12 protein-coding genes are annotated in these 17,436 nt (G+C 41.9%); 4 read left to right on the forward strand and 8 right to left on the reverse strand.

Annotated features, from left to right (window positions below):
* Window positions 1-94: 94 nt before the first annotated feature.
* The 6 genes from yjjX to DXX92_RS09250 all read right to left on the reverse strand — a co-directional run bounded on the left by yjjX (window position 95) and on the right by DXX92_RS09250 (window position 6,662).
* Window positions 95-646, reverse strand: coding sequence for an inosine/xanthosine triphosphatase (yjjX, locus tag DXX92_RS09225; protein ID WP_116000190.1), 552 nt, complete (start codon window positions 644-646; stop codon window positions 95-97).
* 37 nt (window positions 647-683) lie between these two features.
* Complete coding sequence (locus DXX92_RS09230) at window positions 684-1,646, reverse strand: sensor domain-containing diguanylate cyclase (RefSeq protein ID WP_116000191.1); 963 nt, start codon at window positions 1,644-1,646, stop codon at window positions 684-686.
* A 512-nt stretch (window positions 1,647-2,158) separates the two neighbouring features.
* Window positions 2,159-2,911, reverse strand: coding sequence for a CsgG/HfaB family protein (locus tag DXX92_RS09235; protein WP_220347643.1), 753 nt, complete (start codon window positions 2,909-2,911; stop codon window positions 2,159-2,161).
* A 549-nt stretch (window positions 2,912-3,460) separates the two neighbouring features.
* Complete coding sequence (locus DXX92_RS09240) at window positions 3,461-4,831, reverse strand: alkaline phosphatase (RefSeq protein WP_116000193.1); 1,371 nt, start codon at window positions 4,829-4,831, stop codon at window positions 3,461-3,463.
* A 12-nt stretch (window positions 4,832-4,843) separates the two neighbouring features.
* Window positions 4,844-6,019, reverse strand: coding sequence for an endonuclease/exonuclease/phosphatase family protein (locus tag DXX92_RS09245; RefSeq protein ID WP_116000194.1), 1,176 nt, complete (start codon window positions 6,017-6,019; stop codon window positions 4,844-4,846).
* Window positions 6,020-6,029: 10 nt separating this feature from the next.
* Complete coding sequence (locus DXX92_RS09250; RefSeq protein ID WP_116000195.1) at window positions 6,030-6,662, reverse strand: TetR/AcrR family transcriptional regulator; 633 nt, start codon at window positions 6,660-6,662, stop codon at window positions 6,030-6,032.
* A gap of 510 nt (window positions 6,663-7,172) precedes the next feature.
* Between DXX92_RS09250 and DXX92_RS09255 the strand changes: the two genes are divergently transcribed.
* The 4 genes from DXX92_RS09255 to deoA all read left to right on the forward strand — a co-directional run bounded on the left by DXX92_RS09255 (window position 7,173) and on the right by deoA (window position 15,881).
* On the forward strand, window positions 7,173-10,304 hold the full coding sequence (locus tag DXX92_RS09255) for a TonB-dependent receptor (RefSeq protein WP_116002367.1): 3,132 nt from the start codon (window positions 7,173-7,175) through the stop codon (window positions 10,302-10,304).
* A gap of 397 nt (window positions 10,305-10,701) precedes the next feature.
* Entirely contained in the window at window positions 10,702-13,860 is a 3,159-nt protein-coding gene (locus DXX92_RS09260) for a TonB-dependent receptor (RefSeq protein WP_116000196.1), read from the forward strand.
* Between the two features lie 240 nt (window positions 13,861-14,100).
* Window positions 14,101-14,505: a cytidine deaminase gene (locus DXX92_RS09265; RefSeq protein WP_116000197.1), complete on the forward strand. Its 405-nt coding sequence runs from the start codon at window positions 14,101-14,103 to the stop codon at window positions 14,503-14,505.
* Window positions 14,506-14,567: 62 nt separating this feature from the next.
* Window positions 14,568-15,881, forward strand: a complete 1,314-nt coding sequence (gene deoA, locus DXX92_RS09270) for a thymidine phosphorylase (RefSeq protein WP_116000198.1) — start codon at window positions 14,568-14,570, stop codon at window positions 15,879-15,881.
* Between the two features lie 146 nt (window positions 15,882-16,027).
* On the opposite strand, the gene DXX92_RS09275 is transcribed toward deoA, so the two are convergent.
* A complete protein-coding gene (locus DXX92_RS09275) occupies window positions 16,028-16,603 on the reverse strand; it encodes a thymidine kinase (protein WP_116000199.1) in 576 nt (191 codons plus the stop codon).
* A gap of 34 nt (window positions 16,604-16,637) precedes the next feature.
* Window positions 16,638-17,423, reverse strand: a complete 786-nt coding sequence (deoC, locus tag DXX92_RS09280; RefSeq protein WP_116000200.1) for a deoxyribose-phosphate aldolase — start codon at window positions 17,421-17,423, stop codon at window positions 16,638-16,640.
* Between the last annotated feature and the right edge of the window lie 13 nt (window positions 17,424-17,436).

Below are 17,436 nucleotides of genomic sequence, written 5' to 3' on the forward strand. Positions count from 1 at the left end.
TGAGGTTTTTAATTAGAATTTTACTTTGTCACTAGCGCTCAATATAACGAAAACTCTTAGCACGACAAAGTCGTTTACCTATCGGTTTTCGTTATTATTGATATAAGTTAGCATTGGCAATCTTCGCTAATGCCAAAATCAGGGCTTGCTCGTAGGTAGATTGTCTGGTCGCTAAACCATTGGTAAATAACCCCATTGCGCCAGATTTTTGCTTGGCATTATGGGTATTAAAGAGTTTATCAATTACATCGCCTAATTCTTCACCTTGTTGCAATGCTTGATAAACGCCTTCTGGCAACGGAAGTTGGGCACTCAGGCCAATGGCTTCTTGATTTGTGTCGGTACTAGAAATAACGACATAAGCAAACGCGGCAGGGCCGTAATGGTAATGATCAACGCCGCCTTCGATGGCAATATAATAATCAGCTGTCTCGCCAAATTCTTGCTGGCAATGGGAGACTCGATTCTTCGCACCCAGCAAGGTTTCTGCTTCAGTCATAGGTTGTTCAGCAACACCTGATGGGGCATTTACTGAGACTACATTGATGTCTTGTTGAGGAAAATACGATTGAAGCGCAGCTTTTGCAGCATTCACTTTAACGGGATTTTTAGAACCGATGATGAGATTGAGTTTGTTATTGGTCATTTGATTTTTTATAGATGTTAAATATTCTTTGACAAAATTAGCGCTTTTTATCGGCTTTTACTTGATACATGGCCTGATCGGCAATGCACATAAGTTCGTCAAGAGTTTTGTTTTTCTCCGCAACGACAGAGCCAATACTAATGGTGTTGGTGGGAAGCGCAAGCTGACGATTCGCTTGTTGATAATGTTCACTAATTTTTTCTGAAATAGTAGCTAGGTCTTCGGCGTGATTAATTTGTAACACGCATGCAAACTCATCGCCTCCAATCCTTGCAAGAATATCGCTTTCGCGAATATTGGCTTTGATACTTTCGGCAATGGAAATCAATACTTTATCGCCAATATCGTGACCATATTTGTCATTTAATTGTTTAAAGTTATCAGCATCGATAAATAGTACGCCCAGCAATAGCTCCACTCGCTTCGCTAGTTTAAAACGTTGTTCTGCGAGCAGCATGAATGCGCGTCGGTTGTGTATATTGGTCAGTGGATCAACCATGGCGATTTGCTGCATTTTATCGTAGTTATCAATAATTTCTAAATCATCTTCGATAACCGAACGAAACTCTGACAATAACTCTATATGATTATTGTCATAATCTGTTTTTTGTAAATCCATAACACAAATGGTGCCAAATGGTTTGCCATCGGGCCAGTTGATGGGCATACCAAGGTAAGAATTATAGCCGTCTTCACTTACCTCAGGGTTAGTTTGCCATTCTTCAAGTTCAGTGGCATTTTGTACATAGAGTAACTGGTGTGATTCAACCACTTTTTTGCAAAAAATATTGGTCGCAGTAGGGATGGTACTGCCTGCTGGGTAGGGGTTTTCTTCTTGCTGACTGGCAATCACTACCTGATACCCTTGCTCTGTATACTGCACAATAAAACTTGACGGCACCTGATAAAGTTTCGACATCAGGTTTATGGTTTTTTGCCATTTATTGAGCGGCACATTTTCTTTGGTTTGTTCAAGAATAAATTTGTTGGCGGACAGCATCTAAAACTCAAAACTCTTTATTGTTTGGCGGTTGACTAATACCAATTGAAATAAATATTTAATCTTTCAGCGAGAATTAAAAGGCTTAAAGGTACAAGCTCCATGCCTAACCTAAGTACCTAAATCCATGTAGGCAAGACATTGGTTGCAGAGAATGATCACTTCTCTTTTTCCTACATCAGAAGTATAGCCAATATCTTTGCATATATGCCTGTTAAGCTTGCCCTTGGAAGCGTGACAGCCGAGAGGATTATTTCGCCAAATTTATTCGATGAGCAACTATACCTATACAAATTTGACTAATTCTTCCACCGCTGACTGCGCTATGAATTTATCAATTCAATAATTTTTTATTCAATTGGTATTAGGCGCTAATTAATGGTAAATGTCTATGGTAATTTGCAAAGCATTTCTTTATAGAAAACTCTGGAATTATTACTGTGCGCTAAATAGTTGGGATTAAACCTAGCACTAGAGCATTGCGGAGATATGCCCTAGTGCTAGCGGGCTATTTACTGTTGAACTTCGAGTTTGCCACCTGTACCCAAGCCACCTTCAACTTGCTGTGCTTTATAGTTACGCAAGGCTTTCACCATTTGGTTGTATGAGTCAGCAAACGCCGCAGTGACGATTTTACCTTCCGGTGTATTCGAATATGCGCCAGCACCCAATAAAGCGCCAGCGAAGAGGGCTCCACCGACTCTGAAGTCTTTGTTTTCTGCATTGCCAACTGCAGCTGATACTTGCACGCCTGATCGGTTATCTATCAACAGCAAGGTGGTAGCGGCTTCGTTTTTCTTAAACCCACCAGCAACTGCCGCGCCAACTGACCCAAATAACGCACCTGCTATTGCGCCTATTCCGCCCGTACCTTTTTCAGAAAATTGAATAGAAGGGGATAAGGTATAATCAGCGGCAACCATCTGGCCTTTACCAAAATTACTACCGCCGCGGGACTCACCAGATGACATTAGTTCTCGTTCTGCTTTCATTGCCGCCATTGCTGCCCCGCGTTCAACCACAACAAAACAGTTAGATTGTTGGATCATCAATCGGATAACAGGCACTGTACTGCCTAAGTCAGGTGCTCTGCGTTGATACATTGACCACCAAGGTAGACTGCGATCTTCAAAAACTGACATAGTGCCAAGGGTTTTATCACAGCTTTCAAGTTGGCTGTTTCTATTGTCCGTGTTTGCGCCACCAGCGCCGCCAGTGATAGTACCACCACCTTGGCCACCGCCCATTTTGGGATCTGTACTCATACAAGCGCTTAACATAGTGACAGCGCAAGCCACTGTACTAAAGTATAAAAAGCCTTTTCTCATTATTTTTCTCCCGTTTTTTTAGCTATTGAATTGCTCAATAAAAGTGTTTGCTAAAAACAACTAAGCAAATTTAAACAATGCCTGTTTTCCAAAAAGCACAGTCAAAAAGCGTTGTTGAAACGGCAAGAAACAGCCTAAAGTCCGTTTTCAAAAGGCCACAGCTATTTTTCTGTTAGGAAAAATTCACTATTTATAAACCTTAGTCGGGGATGCAAAAGTTGGCAATAAAATGAGGGAATTAAGGCATTGGTCTGTGGATGAAGGCATTTAAAGGCTGACATTGGTGAAAAACGCTATGCTCGACATAGGGTACTTGTAACAGTGTAACCTTGTAACTTAATTTGTTAATTTGGCTAGCAAGGTTAGGAAGGGGCTGGCTCGGCGCTGAAGAAAGAACGACGATAAAATAAAAGCTTTTAGAAAAACTATGCCAGGACAAATTAAACCAGAGCAAGTTATGCTCTGGCTTATTAGTTACTATTTTCGCTATTTGTTGTATTTGTCTAATAACTTAAATACTTTCTTAGCGATTTGAGTGTTGTCTTGATGGCCAGCAAATTTTTCTGCGTATTTACCAAGTGCAATAACGGGCACATCTATTGCGGTATGACCGCCTGAAGTCCAACCGGTATTTGAACGTGTATCGAGTAATTTCTTAATTGTTTTAGCAACAAGTCTAGAAGTATTAGGTTTACGTGATTTAGCTTGCTCTTCCTTAGACAGCTGTTCAAAGGCGGTTAATTGTTGCTCTGCGTTAACTTTTGCTTTTAAAAGCGCATCGTATTCTTCTTGAGTAAGCGCTAGGTTGAAGAGTTCATCTGCTTGCTGTTTAGTGAATGACTTTTCCAGTAACACTTTGGCAATATGGCCAGGTGAATGTAATTGCTTTTTAAGCACATCTGGCTGCCATTTGTACTCACCGTGAGCCGCAAGCGTTAAACCACCAGTACTGTGATCCGCAGTTAGAATAACTGTGGTGTTAGGGTGTTTTGCAACATAACCTTCCAAGTATTCAATTGTTTTAGCGAGATCATCCATTTCTGCCATGGCTGCACTAATATCATTACCGTGCCCCGCCCAATCTACTTGACTAGCTTCAACGAGTAAAAAGTAGCCTTTATCTTGATTCGCTAGCAAGTTAGTCGCCGCTTTCGTCATTGTCGATAAGCGGTGACGATCTGTATCGTCGAGCGCGTGCGGTAGGCCGACATCGGCAAACAAACCTAATGCCGGTTGCTTGTTGTGTAAGTCTGATAATTGTTGGTAGGCATCAATGTATTGAACACCTTGTGAAGTAAGCTCCTCCACTAATTGGCGATCGTCACGAATAAAATACTGCCAACCGCCACCAAACAGGACATCAAATTTGATTTTACCTTTGATGCGATCGTCAACGTAACTATCGGCAATTTCATTGTAATTTCGTCGATATTCATTATGTGCAAGGTATGATGCTGGCGTTGCATGGTTAACTTGTGAAGTCACCACGGCACCAGTTTTCATGCCATAGTGCTTAGCGCGTTCTAAAACAGTTTCTACTGGCTGTTTGTTAACGTCCATGCCAATGGCACCATTGTAAGTTTTAATCCCTGCTGAAAGAGCAGTTGCGCCAGCGGCAGAGTCAGTAACGTAGCCTGAGACAGGCGCAGGGTAGGTTGACGCCATACCCACTAAGTATTTATCGAAAATTGTCGGTTCAACCGCTTTCGTGCTCGGATCGTCATTATAATAACGGTAACCTGTGGTGTAAGCTGGCCCCATGCCATCAGCTATCACCATAATAATATTGTGCGGTTGTTCTTTTGCTGCAGCACTACATGCTGCTAAAACACATAAAGAAGAGAGTAATTTGCGCATTGTGATTCTCAATTATTTTAACGAAAGTTCGACCCAAACGAGGCGATGATCTGAAGAAGCCGCGCGACTATCAATTAAGCGATATAGCGGCGAATCGTTAGTTGGCCAGAAGACGCCGCTATCTGTTAGTTGCCAACCAAACGTTGATGGCAATACATAGTCGGCGCGCATCCCCCAATGAGCAGTGTGGTATTGTGCATTTTGGTTATCTGGCTTGCTTTGCTCACCACCTTGACTGCTAGGCGCAGGATCGTTAACGCTAGCATGTGCGAGTAAATTACCTATGCCGTCTTTATTGGCATCGCCATCAGTTGTCGAGGCATTTAAATCACCCAAAATAACAAATGGTGCATCAGGGCTTAATGGACCTTTTACGCCTTTGTCATCATAAATGTAGCTGCCTTTAGTACCTGAGATGTAATCTTGCCAAAAGCGTATTTCATCGTGATTACGTTTGCCGTTTCTATCTTCAGGGCCATCAAATACCGGTGGTGTCGGGTGACTAGCTAGTACGTGCACAACTTTGCTGTCGATAATTACAGGCACGTCCCAGTGTGATTTGGATGACAGTCTTAGTTGTTGCCATACCTCATCAGCGTAGTAACCTTTATCTGACTCTGGTTGCATTGGCTTTAATGCATTTGGCATATCTTGCCATTTAAAATTTTGAAACGTTCGAATATTGGTGTGATCAATAGGGTACTTTGATAACAATGCCATACCAAAATGTCCAGGGAAGTAACCAAAGCCATAAGTATCTTGCGGCGTTGTGATCTTACCATCGCCATTGATATCAATCGGCGCTTTTACACCCGTATTAACAGTACCTTGGTAATAGTAGGGGTAGCTAATAGCAGCTTGACCTTGTTGACTTTTAGCTAGGTAATCAGTCAAAAACTTTTGCAATGCAATGGCATTATTGTCGGTACGGTCAAATTCGTTCAACAATAAAATGTCAGGATTAACTCGCTGAATAATTTCGGCGATGTTTTTGATTTGCTGATGTTGGCTAGCCAAAGCTGCCGTTAGTTCGCTTCCTTTTGGGGTTACTTGGCCGCGCTCACCTCTAGGGAGGTAATTAAGTGCTTCCATGCTAACGTTAAAGGTGGCAATTTTGATTGTATCAGCAGCCATAGCCGTCGCCATTGTTGATAGTATTAAGCCAGTACCGGCAAAGAGTTTTTTCATAGATAAGTTCTTATTTTAAGCCACAACCACGAAGTACAAAATCGGTTAAAAACGCAATCACTTGCTGTTCATCTTCTTCTTCGTAGTCAGCCTGATTCATCACCGTTAAGATTTGTGTTTCAAAATCTGCGTAGTGTTGAGTCGTTGACCAGATGGCAAAAATTAAATGATACGGATCAATATCAGCCATTTGGCCACTATCAATCCAATGTTGAAATAATGCAGCTTTTTCTCGAACCCACTTTCTCAAATAGGTTCTTGCAAAGTCTTTTAGATGCTGCGCACCTTGGATAATCTCCATGGCGTAAATTTTTGATGCGCCAGGGTGTTGAAATGACATTCTAACTTTAGACGCAATAAATTTTTCAATCGCAGCAGCAGGTCCATCTTGTGGATCAATATCACCGATGCCTTCGTCCCACATATCTAATGTGCGTTCCAATACGGCATGATAAATATTGTCTTTATTTTTGAAGTAATAAAGGATGTTAGCTTTTGGCAGTCCAGCTCGATCGGCGATTGATTGCACCGTCGCACCTTTGAAACCTTGTAAAATAAATTCCTCTTGCGCAGCTTCGAGGATTTTAGCTTCACTTAAAGCGCGAATAGTTCCTTGTTTTGATTCTTTTTTTGCTACATTCATCCTTTACTAACCAATATTTGACCAATTATTAAAATACGATTTGATTTAACTTGTTAAGTTTACAACAAAAATTGAGCCCAAAATAGAGTTTAACCAGATAGTCAAATTATACGAAGAATAATTTAAGTTGGTCTATGGGGTTATTTTAAACTTTTGTGAACTCCGTATGACCACCTACAAAATGTTCTATTTTGTAAAAATCTCGCAAATCATACCGCAACATTTCGCTCGCATAGCTGAAATATTTTTGTTTATTTAAACAGCATAAAATTCCTCTCAAAGTCACTAGAAATCAGGACTAACTGAGCAATTTAAAGGGGTTAGCTATCTTTTTGGAGTGTTAACAAGTGGTTGTTAGTGCATCAAAAGGCACAAAAAACAACCTGACCAAATAGACAAATTGTAATTAAATTGTAAAATAAAGATGCTTTAATGATGCCAGTCATAAAAGTGTAACAAGTGTTTAGTCGTGAACTTCACATGAGCATTAAAAATAAAACCAAGGAAAATATGATGAAAAGTCATCGTCTCTCACAAATAGCTGGTGCGGTAGTTGTCGCGCTTGGCTTATCAACATCAGCAATGGCGGCTGATACAACATCTGCGGGTTTACGTGGTAATGTTGTGTCGCCAGCAGGTGAATTAGTTTCTGGCGCAGAAATTACTGTGTTTGATACTCGTACCGGTAGCGTTAAAACATTAGTTTCTAACGAAACAGGTAGCTTCAACTTACGCGGCTTACCAGTAGGTGGTCCATACATCGTATCAGTGAAAAGTGGTGCGGGTGATAAAGTTATCGAAGATGTATATCTTTCACTAGGTGATACATTAAACCTTAGTTTAAACCTACAGCAGTCTTTTGAAACGATTCAAGTGACTGGTGCACGCATGCATCAAAGTGCCGGTGAAAAAGGTCCTTCGACAAACTTTGGCTTAGCTGATTTAGAAGCAGCGCCAGCTATCAACCGTGATATTAAAGACTTAGTTCGTATCGACCCTCGTATTTACATTAACGAAAGTCGTGACGATGGTATTCAGTGTGCGGGTGCAAGTTCACGTTTCAACAGCTTCACGGTTGACGGTATCCGTACTAATGATAACTTTGGTCTAGGTTCGGGTGGTTACCCAACAATTCGTATCCCGTTCTCTTACGATTCAATTTCACAAGTTAACGTCGAGCTAGCGCCATTTGATGTTCAGTATGGTGGTTTCACAGCTTGTAACATAAATGCTGTTACTAAATCGGGTACCAATGAACTTGAAGGTGGTTTCTTCTACGATTACACCAGTGATTCACTGCGTGGTGACAGCCTTGAAGGTGAAGATATCGCAACCGGTGACTTTGATGAAAAACGTTACGGCTTTAATGTAGGCGGCGCGTTAATCAAAGACACATTGTTCTTCTTTACTTCATATGAAAAATTAGAAGGCTCTGATTTGTTTGACCGCGGTACAGCAGATTCAAATGCAGCGGTACCAGTAGCAGGTTTATCGCAAGCGCAGTACGAAGAAATTTTAGATATTTCTCGCAATGTATACGGCTATGAGCCAGGTGATTTAATCACCAGCTTGCCAGTTGAAGATGAAAAAATCATGGCTAAGCTTGATTGGGTAATCAATGAGCAGCACCGTGCTTCAATTGTTTACAACTACAATGACGGTAACACCATTCGCGAATCAGACGGCGATTCAAACGAATTTGAATTCTCAAACCATTACTATGATCAATACGCAGAGTTTGAATCATATGTAGCCTCATTAAATTCAGATTGGACCGATAACTTCTCAACTGAGATTCGTATTGGTACGGCTGATTTTGAACAAAGCGTAACACCACTTGCAGGTACTGATTTTGGTGAAGTACAAATTCGTACGGAAAACAATGGTTCACGTGCCACTGTATACTTAGGTGCAGATGACTCTCGTCATGCAAACCGTTTAACTTACGATACAGATACATTCAAAATTGCTGGTACTTATTTAGTGGGTGACCACGTAATTACTGGTGGTTACGAGCAAGAGCGATTAGACGTATTTAACTTATTCGTTCAGCACACTGAAGGTGAGTTCCGTTTCGATTCAATCGACGATTTCCGTAACGGTTTAGCTGCACGTGTTTATTACTATAACGCCACAGGCACAAATAACCCTGCTGATGCCGCTGCTGAATTTGGTTATGAGATTCATACCGCTTACATTCAAGATGAGTACTTCTCATACGAGCATGACTTAACCGTTACCTTCGGTTTACGCTACGACTGGTACACAAGTGATGACTTCCCAGAAGAAAACCCACTAATTGAAGAGTTATATGGCTTCTCTAACCGTCAAAACTTCGATGGTGAAGGTTTACTTCAGCCGCGTTTAGGTATCAACTGGCAACCACGTGAAGATCTAGAAGTACGTGGTGGTATTGGTCTTTACTCAGGTGGTAACCCGAACGTTTGGTTAGGTAACAACTACCAAAACAATGGTGTTGTACAAACACAAACGCAATTCCGTGGTGTTGAGCTATTTAATACGCCTCACACTGGCGATGGTCGACCAATTTGGAACGTACCACAAAATCAATTCGATGCAGTTGCTAACGGCGAAGGTGGTGCTGGTGGTATTAACATCTTAGATCCGGACTTCGAAATCCCGTCAGAGTGGAAATACGCAATTGGTGCAACTTTATACTTGCCAAACGACTACGTATTGATGGCTGACTACTTGTACACAGATGTGAAAGATGCTGCGATTATCAGTGATATCACGCGTCAAGACACAGGTGTTGACGCACCAGATGGTCGTCCAATCTACACTAGTTCAAACGGTCGTAGCCAAGACTTCATGCTAACGAATGTGAAAGGTGACTCTGGTTACCGTAAGTCATTCTCTCTTGCACTATCTAAAACCCACGACTGGGGCTTAGATTGGACGCTTGCTTACGCGTACACAGCAACAAAAGAAGTTAGCCCAATGACCAGTTCGGTAGCTTTCTCAAACTACTTGAACAACACGTCAGATCCAGAAAACCCAGGCTTAGGTACGTCTAACTACGAAATTCCTCATCGTTTCACATTAAAAGTGAACTATACACATGAGTTCTTCGAAGGTTACGAAACTAAGTTCAGCGTGTTTGCATCAGCTAACGAAGGTCGTCCATACAGCTACACCTTCGACGGTGGCTTCCAGTTTGGTGACTCTGTTGGTTTCATCGACCGTCACTTACTATACATTCCAGACGGCGCAAACGATCCTAACGTAGTATTTGGTGATGACTTTGACCAAGATGCCTTCTTCGCATACTTAGATAGCGAGGGCTTGAGCAAGTTTGGTGGTCGAATCATGCCACGTAACTCGATCAACAGCGATTGGTGGACTAAGTTTGATATCAAGATCTCTCAAGAGCTACCAGGCTTAATGGATGGTCATAAAGCAAGTGCTTTCATCGTAGTTGAAAACTTCGGTAACTTATTAAATGACGATTGGGGCGTGTTGTACGAAACTAGCTTCCCACGCGCTCAAGAAATGGTTGCTGCATCAATCAACGATAATGGCCAGTACGTATATGAAGAGTTTATTCAGCCACAAGGTCAAACACGTGTTGCTGATGCATCTCTTTGGGAAGTTCGTGTAGGTGTTAAGTACGACTTCTAATCGACTTCTAGTATAAATTTACAAACCGCACGCCATGTGCGGTTTTTTTTGACCAAACAATTTTACTGCAAAGCCTTCTAGTTTATAAATATGCTCAATTAACAACCTACCAAGTGGTCAGTTCGGCTGAAATTGGCCTGTACAAACATTCGCCTAATAATGTACAAAATAACACCGTAATTCACTTAAGATATTGAAAATAAATAGTATGTGTGTTTTTTGCTCAGTTGGACTGCGCTTAATTAATTGTAATTATCTCTCTAAAAAATACTTGTCCAAATAGACAAAATGTAATTAATTTGTAAAATACACATGCTTTCATGATGCCAGTCATAAAAAGCATAACAAGTGTTTAGTTTGTATTTCACGAACACCAAATAAAACCAAGGAAAAATTGATGAAAAGTCATCGTCTCTCAAAAATAGCTGGTGCGGTAGTTGTCGCACTTGGTATGACAACTTCAGCTATGGCTGCGGATACTGCGTCGAGTATTCGCGGTACTATTTACGGTCCTAGCGGTAACGTAGCGCCGAATACAACTATTGTTGTAATCCACGAGCCGACAGGCACTCGTAAAACGGTAACAACGAATGACAGCGGTAGCTTCTTAGCGAAAGGTCTGCGCGTTGGCGGTCCTTATAAAGTTATTATCGACTCTGATGAATACCGCGACGCAGAAGTTAAGAATGTTTATCTATCGTTGGGCGAAACGCAACGCGTAGATCGTCAACTAGAAAGTGACAATGTAGAAACTATCGTTGTTACTGGTAGCCGTGCATTATTTAACTCGAACGCTAGCGACAGTTACTTCAACTCTGAAGATATCACTTCAACACCAAGCTTGAATCGCGATCTTAAAGACGTGGTTCGTAACAACCCGCTAGTTGTTATTAAGCCGGGTAGCGAAAGCCAAATGACTATTGCTGGTGCTAACCCGCGTACTAACTCAATCAGTATCGATGGTATTCCGTTAAACGATGACTTTGGTCTAAACAACAACGGTTACCCAACACAACGTAACCCATTCCCATTAGATGCACTTGATCAAGTAACAGTAAGTGTTGCGCCAACACATGCAAAATCAAGTGGTTTCACTGGTGGTGCTGTTGATGCTGTATTCAAGTCAGGTACGAACGAATTTCACGGCAACATGTTCTTCGAAAGAACAAGTGATGCTTTAGCGGGTACGCCAAAAAATGATGGTGTTGACGTTCCAATTGAGTTCGAAGAAGAGAACTATGGCTTCACGTTAGGTGGCCCAATTTTAGAAGACAAATTATTCTTCTTTGCTGCCTACGAAAAATATGACTCACCACAAGTATTAGAGTACGGCCCGGCTGGTTCTAGTAAAGGTGCTAACAAAACAACTGCAACCGTTGGTGATGTAGCGGCAGTGCAAGAAATTGCTAGCCGAGTATACGGTGTTTCTGAGATTGGCTCTGCTGAAAGTCAACCACAACTAGAAGATGAAAAATACATCATCAAGCTGGACTGGAACATTAACGATGATCACCGTGCTAACTTCGTTTACATGTTCAACGAAGGTAACGACACGCGTAACACAACGACCAGCGAGCGCGAGCTACGTTTAGACTCTCACTGGTACAACAATACACAAGAGCTAAAGAACTACAGTGCTAAGCTTTATTCTGATTGGACGGCAGATTTCTCATCTGAGATCAGTATCACTCAAAAATCAGTAGAAACAGGCCAAGTTTCACTTCGCAGCGAGCTAGGCTTGGGTGATATCACTATCAACAATATCGATACTGATAATGATGGTGAAACCGGTTCAATCGCTTTCGGTTCTGACCAATTCCGTCACTCAAACTCGTTAAGCAACGACCTAACGATTTTGAAGTTTGACGGTACGTATTTATACGAAGATCACGCAATCGATTTTGGTATCGACTACAAGATCTTAGAAGTTGAAAACCAATTCTTACCTAACTCTCGTGGTACAACGACATTTGATTCACTATCTGATTTCGAAAATCGTTTAGTGTCTGAGTACACGTACGAAAACGGTTTAGGTAATGACCCGCTAGCTGTTGCAGCTAACTTCGAGCGTAAAGATTTAGCGCTATACGTGAACGACACTTGGGACATTACTGACGAGTTAACGTTATCTTTCGGTCTTCGTTATGAGCGCTTTAGCTCAGATGACAAACCTACCTTTAACCAAGGTTTACTTGACCGTACAGGATTCGACAATACTTTCAACCTAGACGGTGTTGACATTGTATTACCTCGTTTCGGTTTCACTTACCTATACAACGATGATGTTACTTTCCGTGGTAGCGTTGGTCGTTTCGCAGGTGGTAACCCGAATGTTTGGATTTCAAATTCATACTCTAATGATGGTGTAAGTGCACAGCGCTTTGGTCAACGTGACTTTGAAGCGCCAGCAAATATCTTAACGACACCAACACCTGATGCGATCGCAGCTATTGATAGCGGTACTCGTGGTAGTGTGACTAACTTTATCGATCCTAACTTCGATATCCCGTCACAGTGGACTTACATGCTTAACTCAGACGTGACGTTAAACATTCCTTACTTAGGTGATGGTTTCGCTTGGACAACAACAGCAATCTACACTGAGAAAGAAAACTCTGCAGAGTGGATTAATGCTGCATTGCTTCAAGAAGGTGACGTAGTTGGTTCAACGTTAAGTGGTGCACTTCCATTCTACGACACACGTGAACTAGAAATTATGCTAACCAATGCGGATCGCGATGGCCGCTCAGTTATCTTAAGCACAGGTATTGCGAAAGAGTGGGATAACGGTTTTAGCTTCGATATGTCTTACACAAACCAAGACATTACAGAAGGTAACCCAGGTGGTTCTTCGACTGCACGCAGTAACTACCGTTTCGGTCACTTCTTAGATCACCAAGAAACGCAAATTGGTACTTCACCATACGAAACAGAGCATCGTTTTGTGCTTAACTTAGGCTTCAAAACTGAGTTCTTCGAAGGTTATGCAACACGCTTTAACTTATTCTTCGAACGTCACTCAGGCTCTGCGTACAGCCACTTAGTTGACCTAACTAACCTACAAGGCGGTCGATTCTTCAACCAAGACTTGATCCAACCTTCTGGTTTCTTCACAACATTTGGCGGTAACTACTTAGCATACGTACCAACGGCTAACGATCCTAACGTAAGATACGAAGGTGTTACTGAGCAAGAAGTACTAGCTCACTTCGATAGCTTAGGCCTTTCTGGTTTTGCTGGTAGCCACGTAGATCGCGGCCAAGCGCAATCTCCATGGGTAACTAACTTAGACCTATACGTATCACAAGAATTACCTGGCTTAATGGATGGTCACAAGGGTGAAGTTTACTTCGTAGTAAATAACTTATTAAACCTAATTGATTCATCAAAAGGTAAAGTGTACCGTCAGAACTTCGATACTCGTGAAGTTATCGAAATGGACATCGACGCTTCTACAGGTCAGTACATCTACGGTGATATCTTAAGTGATGACTTCACTTTTGAAGCACGCGATTCAGCATACCGCATTAAGATTGGTGTTAAGTACACTTTCTAAGGTAATCTGTATGTAAAGCGTTAATGCTTTAAAATGATAAAAACCGCGCTAATTAGCGCGGTTTTTTGTTTTTGGCTACTTTGTTTTCAACTAGATATTTGAACTAATAACTTTTAACTAGTAATTATGCAAACAGTCATTTATTATGTAACCTGACCATATGGTCAGTTATTGAGTTAGTCAAACTAGCACAATGAGCCCCGTAATCTAATACAAAAACACAGCAAGTGGTACACAACAATGACAAAAGAAACTTGGCATCAATTAAAGCAATCAGCCAAGCTAGGTTTTGACCGCGCTTACGCCCCGTATAGCAAGTTCCACGTTGGCGCAGCGGCACTAGACAATCAAGGTAACGTATTCTTTGGCTGTAATGTAGAAAATGCATCTTACGGCTTAACCGTTTGTGCAGAGCGCAATTGCATTGCGCAGGCAGTGATTAATGGCAGCCAAACACTTAATCAATTAGTGGTGTATACCGAGCAAGAAAAACTTACGCCGCCATGTGGTGCATGTCGCCAAGTTATTGCTGAATTTATGGCACCAGAGTGTGAAGTTAAGGCAATGAATCATCTAGGTAATGAGAAAACATGGACGGTAGCGCAGTTATTACCTGATGCCTTCACGCCTAAAGACCTTTTGTAATTGACTCAAACTGAAGCAAGTAAAATTAAGCAAACAAAATTAAGAATTTAAAGGGAATAAGTATGTTACTTCCTCAAGAAGTTATTCGCGTTAAGCGCAATGGCGGCGAATTATCAAAAGAACAAATTCAGTGCTTCGTTGATGGCATCACCAATGGCCAATTCAACGATGCACAAGTTGGCTCTATGGCAATGGCCATTTTCCAACAAGGCATGGCAACGCAAGAAATTGTTGCATTTACTCAGGCGATGATGCACTCAGGTACGGTATTAAGCTGGCCAGAATTAGATCGCCCAGTGGTAGATAAACACTCTACCGGTGGTGTAGGCGATAAAGTTAGCTTTATGTTGGCTGCAATTGTTGGTAGTTGCGGCGCATATATGCCGATGATCGCTGGCCGTGGTCTAGGGCATACAGGTGGTACGGTTGATAAATTGGAAGCCATTGCTGGCTTTAACACACAGCCAACGATTCCTGAATTTAAAGCATTGGTGAAAGAACTGGGTATCGCGATTATCGGTCAAACTAACGACTTAGCACCGGCCGATAAACGCCTTTACGGTATTCGTGATATTACCGCAACCGTAGAATCTATTCCGCTTATTACCGGCTCGATTTTATCGAAGAAGCTTGCCTCAGGTTTAGATGCGTTAGTAATGGACGTTAAAGTGGGCAATGGCGCCATGATGCAGAACATGGATGATGCTATAGCACTTGCACAAAGTATTGCCAATGTTGCAAATGGCGCGGGTGTAAAAACCCAAGCAATTATTACCGATATGAATCAAGTCTTAGGTAACAGTGCTGGTAATGCGGTAGAAATTATCGAAACAGTCGATTACCTAACAGGCGCATACCGTGAAGAGCGTTTGCACAATGTGACTGTTCGTCTTGCGCAAAGCATGTTGATTAACACAGGCATTGCTGACAATGAAGCACAGGCACTAGAAAAAATTAACCATGCATTAGACTCTGGCGCAGCGGCTGAATTATTTAGCCGTATGATTCATCGCATGGGCGGCCCAGCTGATTTGCTTGAATCACCTTGGCAGTCGATGACAAAAGCGAATGTTATTCAAGACGTAACTGCACCAGTAGATGGTTATATTGCTGGTATGGATACTCGCGATATCGGCTTAACGATTGTTGGCATGGGCGGTGGCCGTACAGCGAACGATCAACAAATTGATCACAGTGTTGGTTTTGATCAGATCAAACCTATCGGCACTAAAGTAGCAAAAGGTGACGTGATTGCTCGCGTTCATGGTAAAGATAAAGCACAAGCCGACTCAGCGAGTCAGCAGTACCTTGCGGCGTTTAGCTTTAGTGAGCAAGCTGTTGAAACTTCACCAGAGATTTATCAAGTTATTGATTAAAAAATAAAAGTTGATAAGGCTTTTAGTTTAATTAGCAATTTGAGCAAAATAAAAAACGGTCACTTAAAAAGTGACCGTTTTTGTTTTAACTAGTTAAAAAACTAGGTCAAAAGTTAACTGAGATGCAGTAACTTTTGAAATTCGATTTACCAAACCAGTGCTTTAAAATGCTTACGACATAACGACTCGTATCTGTCGTTACCTCCCACTTCAACTTGCTCACCAGCGGTAACGGCCTTGCCAGACTCGTCGATTCGAGCGACAAAGTTTGCTTTTTTACCGCAGTGACAAATGGTTTTTAATTCAATGAGCTTGTCAGCCCAAGCGAGTAGGGCAGCGCTTCCTGTAAAGGTATTGCCTAAAAAGTCGGTGCGAATACCATAGGCTAAGACAGGAATTTTTAACAAATCAACTACATCGGTCAGCTGCTTAACTTGTGCCTCGGTTAAAAACTGTGATTCGTCAACAAGCAAACAATCTACTTTTGCCGTTTCATTTGCGTGACAAAGTGCTTGATATAAATCGGTTGTTTCATCGAACAACTGTGCATCGGCATCAATACCTAGACGCGATGTGATTTTTCCTTGCTGATAACGGTCGTCAAGTTTAGCGGTAAACAATACACATTGCATACCGCGCTCATTGTAGTTATAGGCTGACTGCAATAAATGAGTAGATTTACCCGCATTCATCGCAGAATAGTAGAAATAAAGTTGTGCCATAGCGTTAACTTACAATTACTAAAAATACTAGCGCTTAGTAAGCGCTAGTTGATGTAGTGCTATCGTCGCTATGCCCAAGCGTGGCTAGCAGGTTGTTAAGCAAGCCGCTTGCGCCAAAACGAAAACGTTCTGCATTAACCCAATCTTCACCTAACAGTGATGATGCCATATCAATGTACACTTTCGCATCTTCTGCGCTGCGCACACCGCCAGCGGCTTTAAAACCAACCTTAGGATTTGTTGCTTGGATTGCTTCGAGCATTACTTTTGCAGCTTCTGGTGTTGCGTTAACGGCTACTTTACCGGTTGATGTTTTAATGAAGTCAGCCCCTGCGTTGATGCAAATTTCACTAGCTTTGCGAATCAGCGCATCTGTTTTAAGCTCACCGCTTTCAATGATCACTTTTAAAACAACATTTGCTTGTTGGCACGCTGCTTTACAAGCCTTTACCATGTCAAAGCCAATCTGCTCATTACCAGAGATTAATGCTTGGTATGGAAATACCAAATCAACTTCATCTGCGCCGTACGCAATCGCTGCATTTGTTTCAGCTACCGCAATGGCAATGTCGTCACCACCTGTTGGAAAGTTAGTGACTGTGGCAATTTTAATGTTGGCTGCACCGAGGGCCGCTAGCTTCTTTTTCGCGTGTGGAATAAAGCGTGGGTAGATACAAATGGCTGCGGTGTCACCGGCAGCGCTATGTGCTTGCTCACATAGATGTTCAATATCAGCAATGGCTTCGCTATCGGTTAAGCTGGTTAAATCCATTAACGCTAAGGCTTTCTCTGCGTATGTATTTAGTGTTTGTTCGCTCATTGTAAAACTCTTT

The organism is Thalassotalea euphylliae, from assembly GCF_003390395.1.
In the GTDB taxonomy this organism is placed as follows: Bacteria; Pseudomonadota; Gammaproteobacteria; order Enterobacterales; family Alteromonadaceae; genus Thalassotalea_F; species Thalassotalea_F euphylliae_C.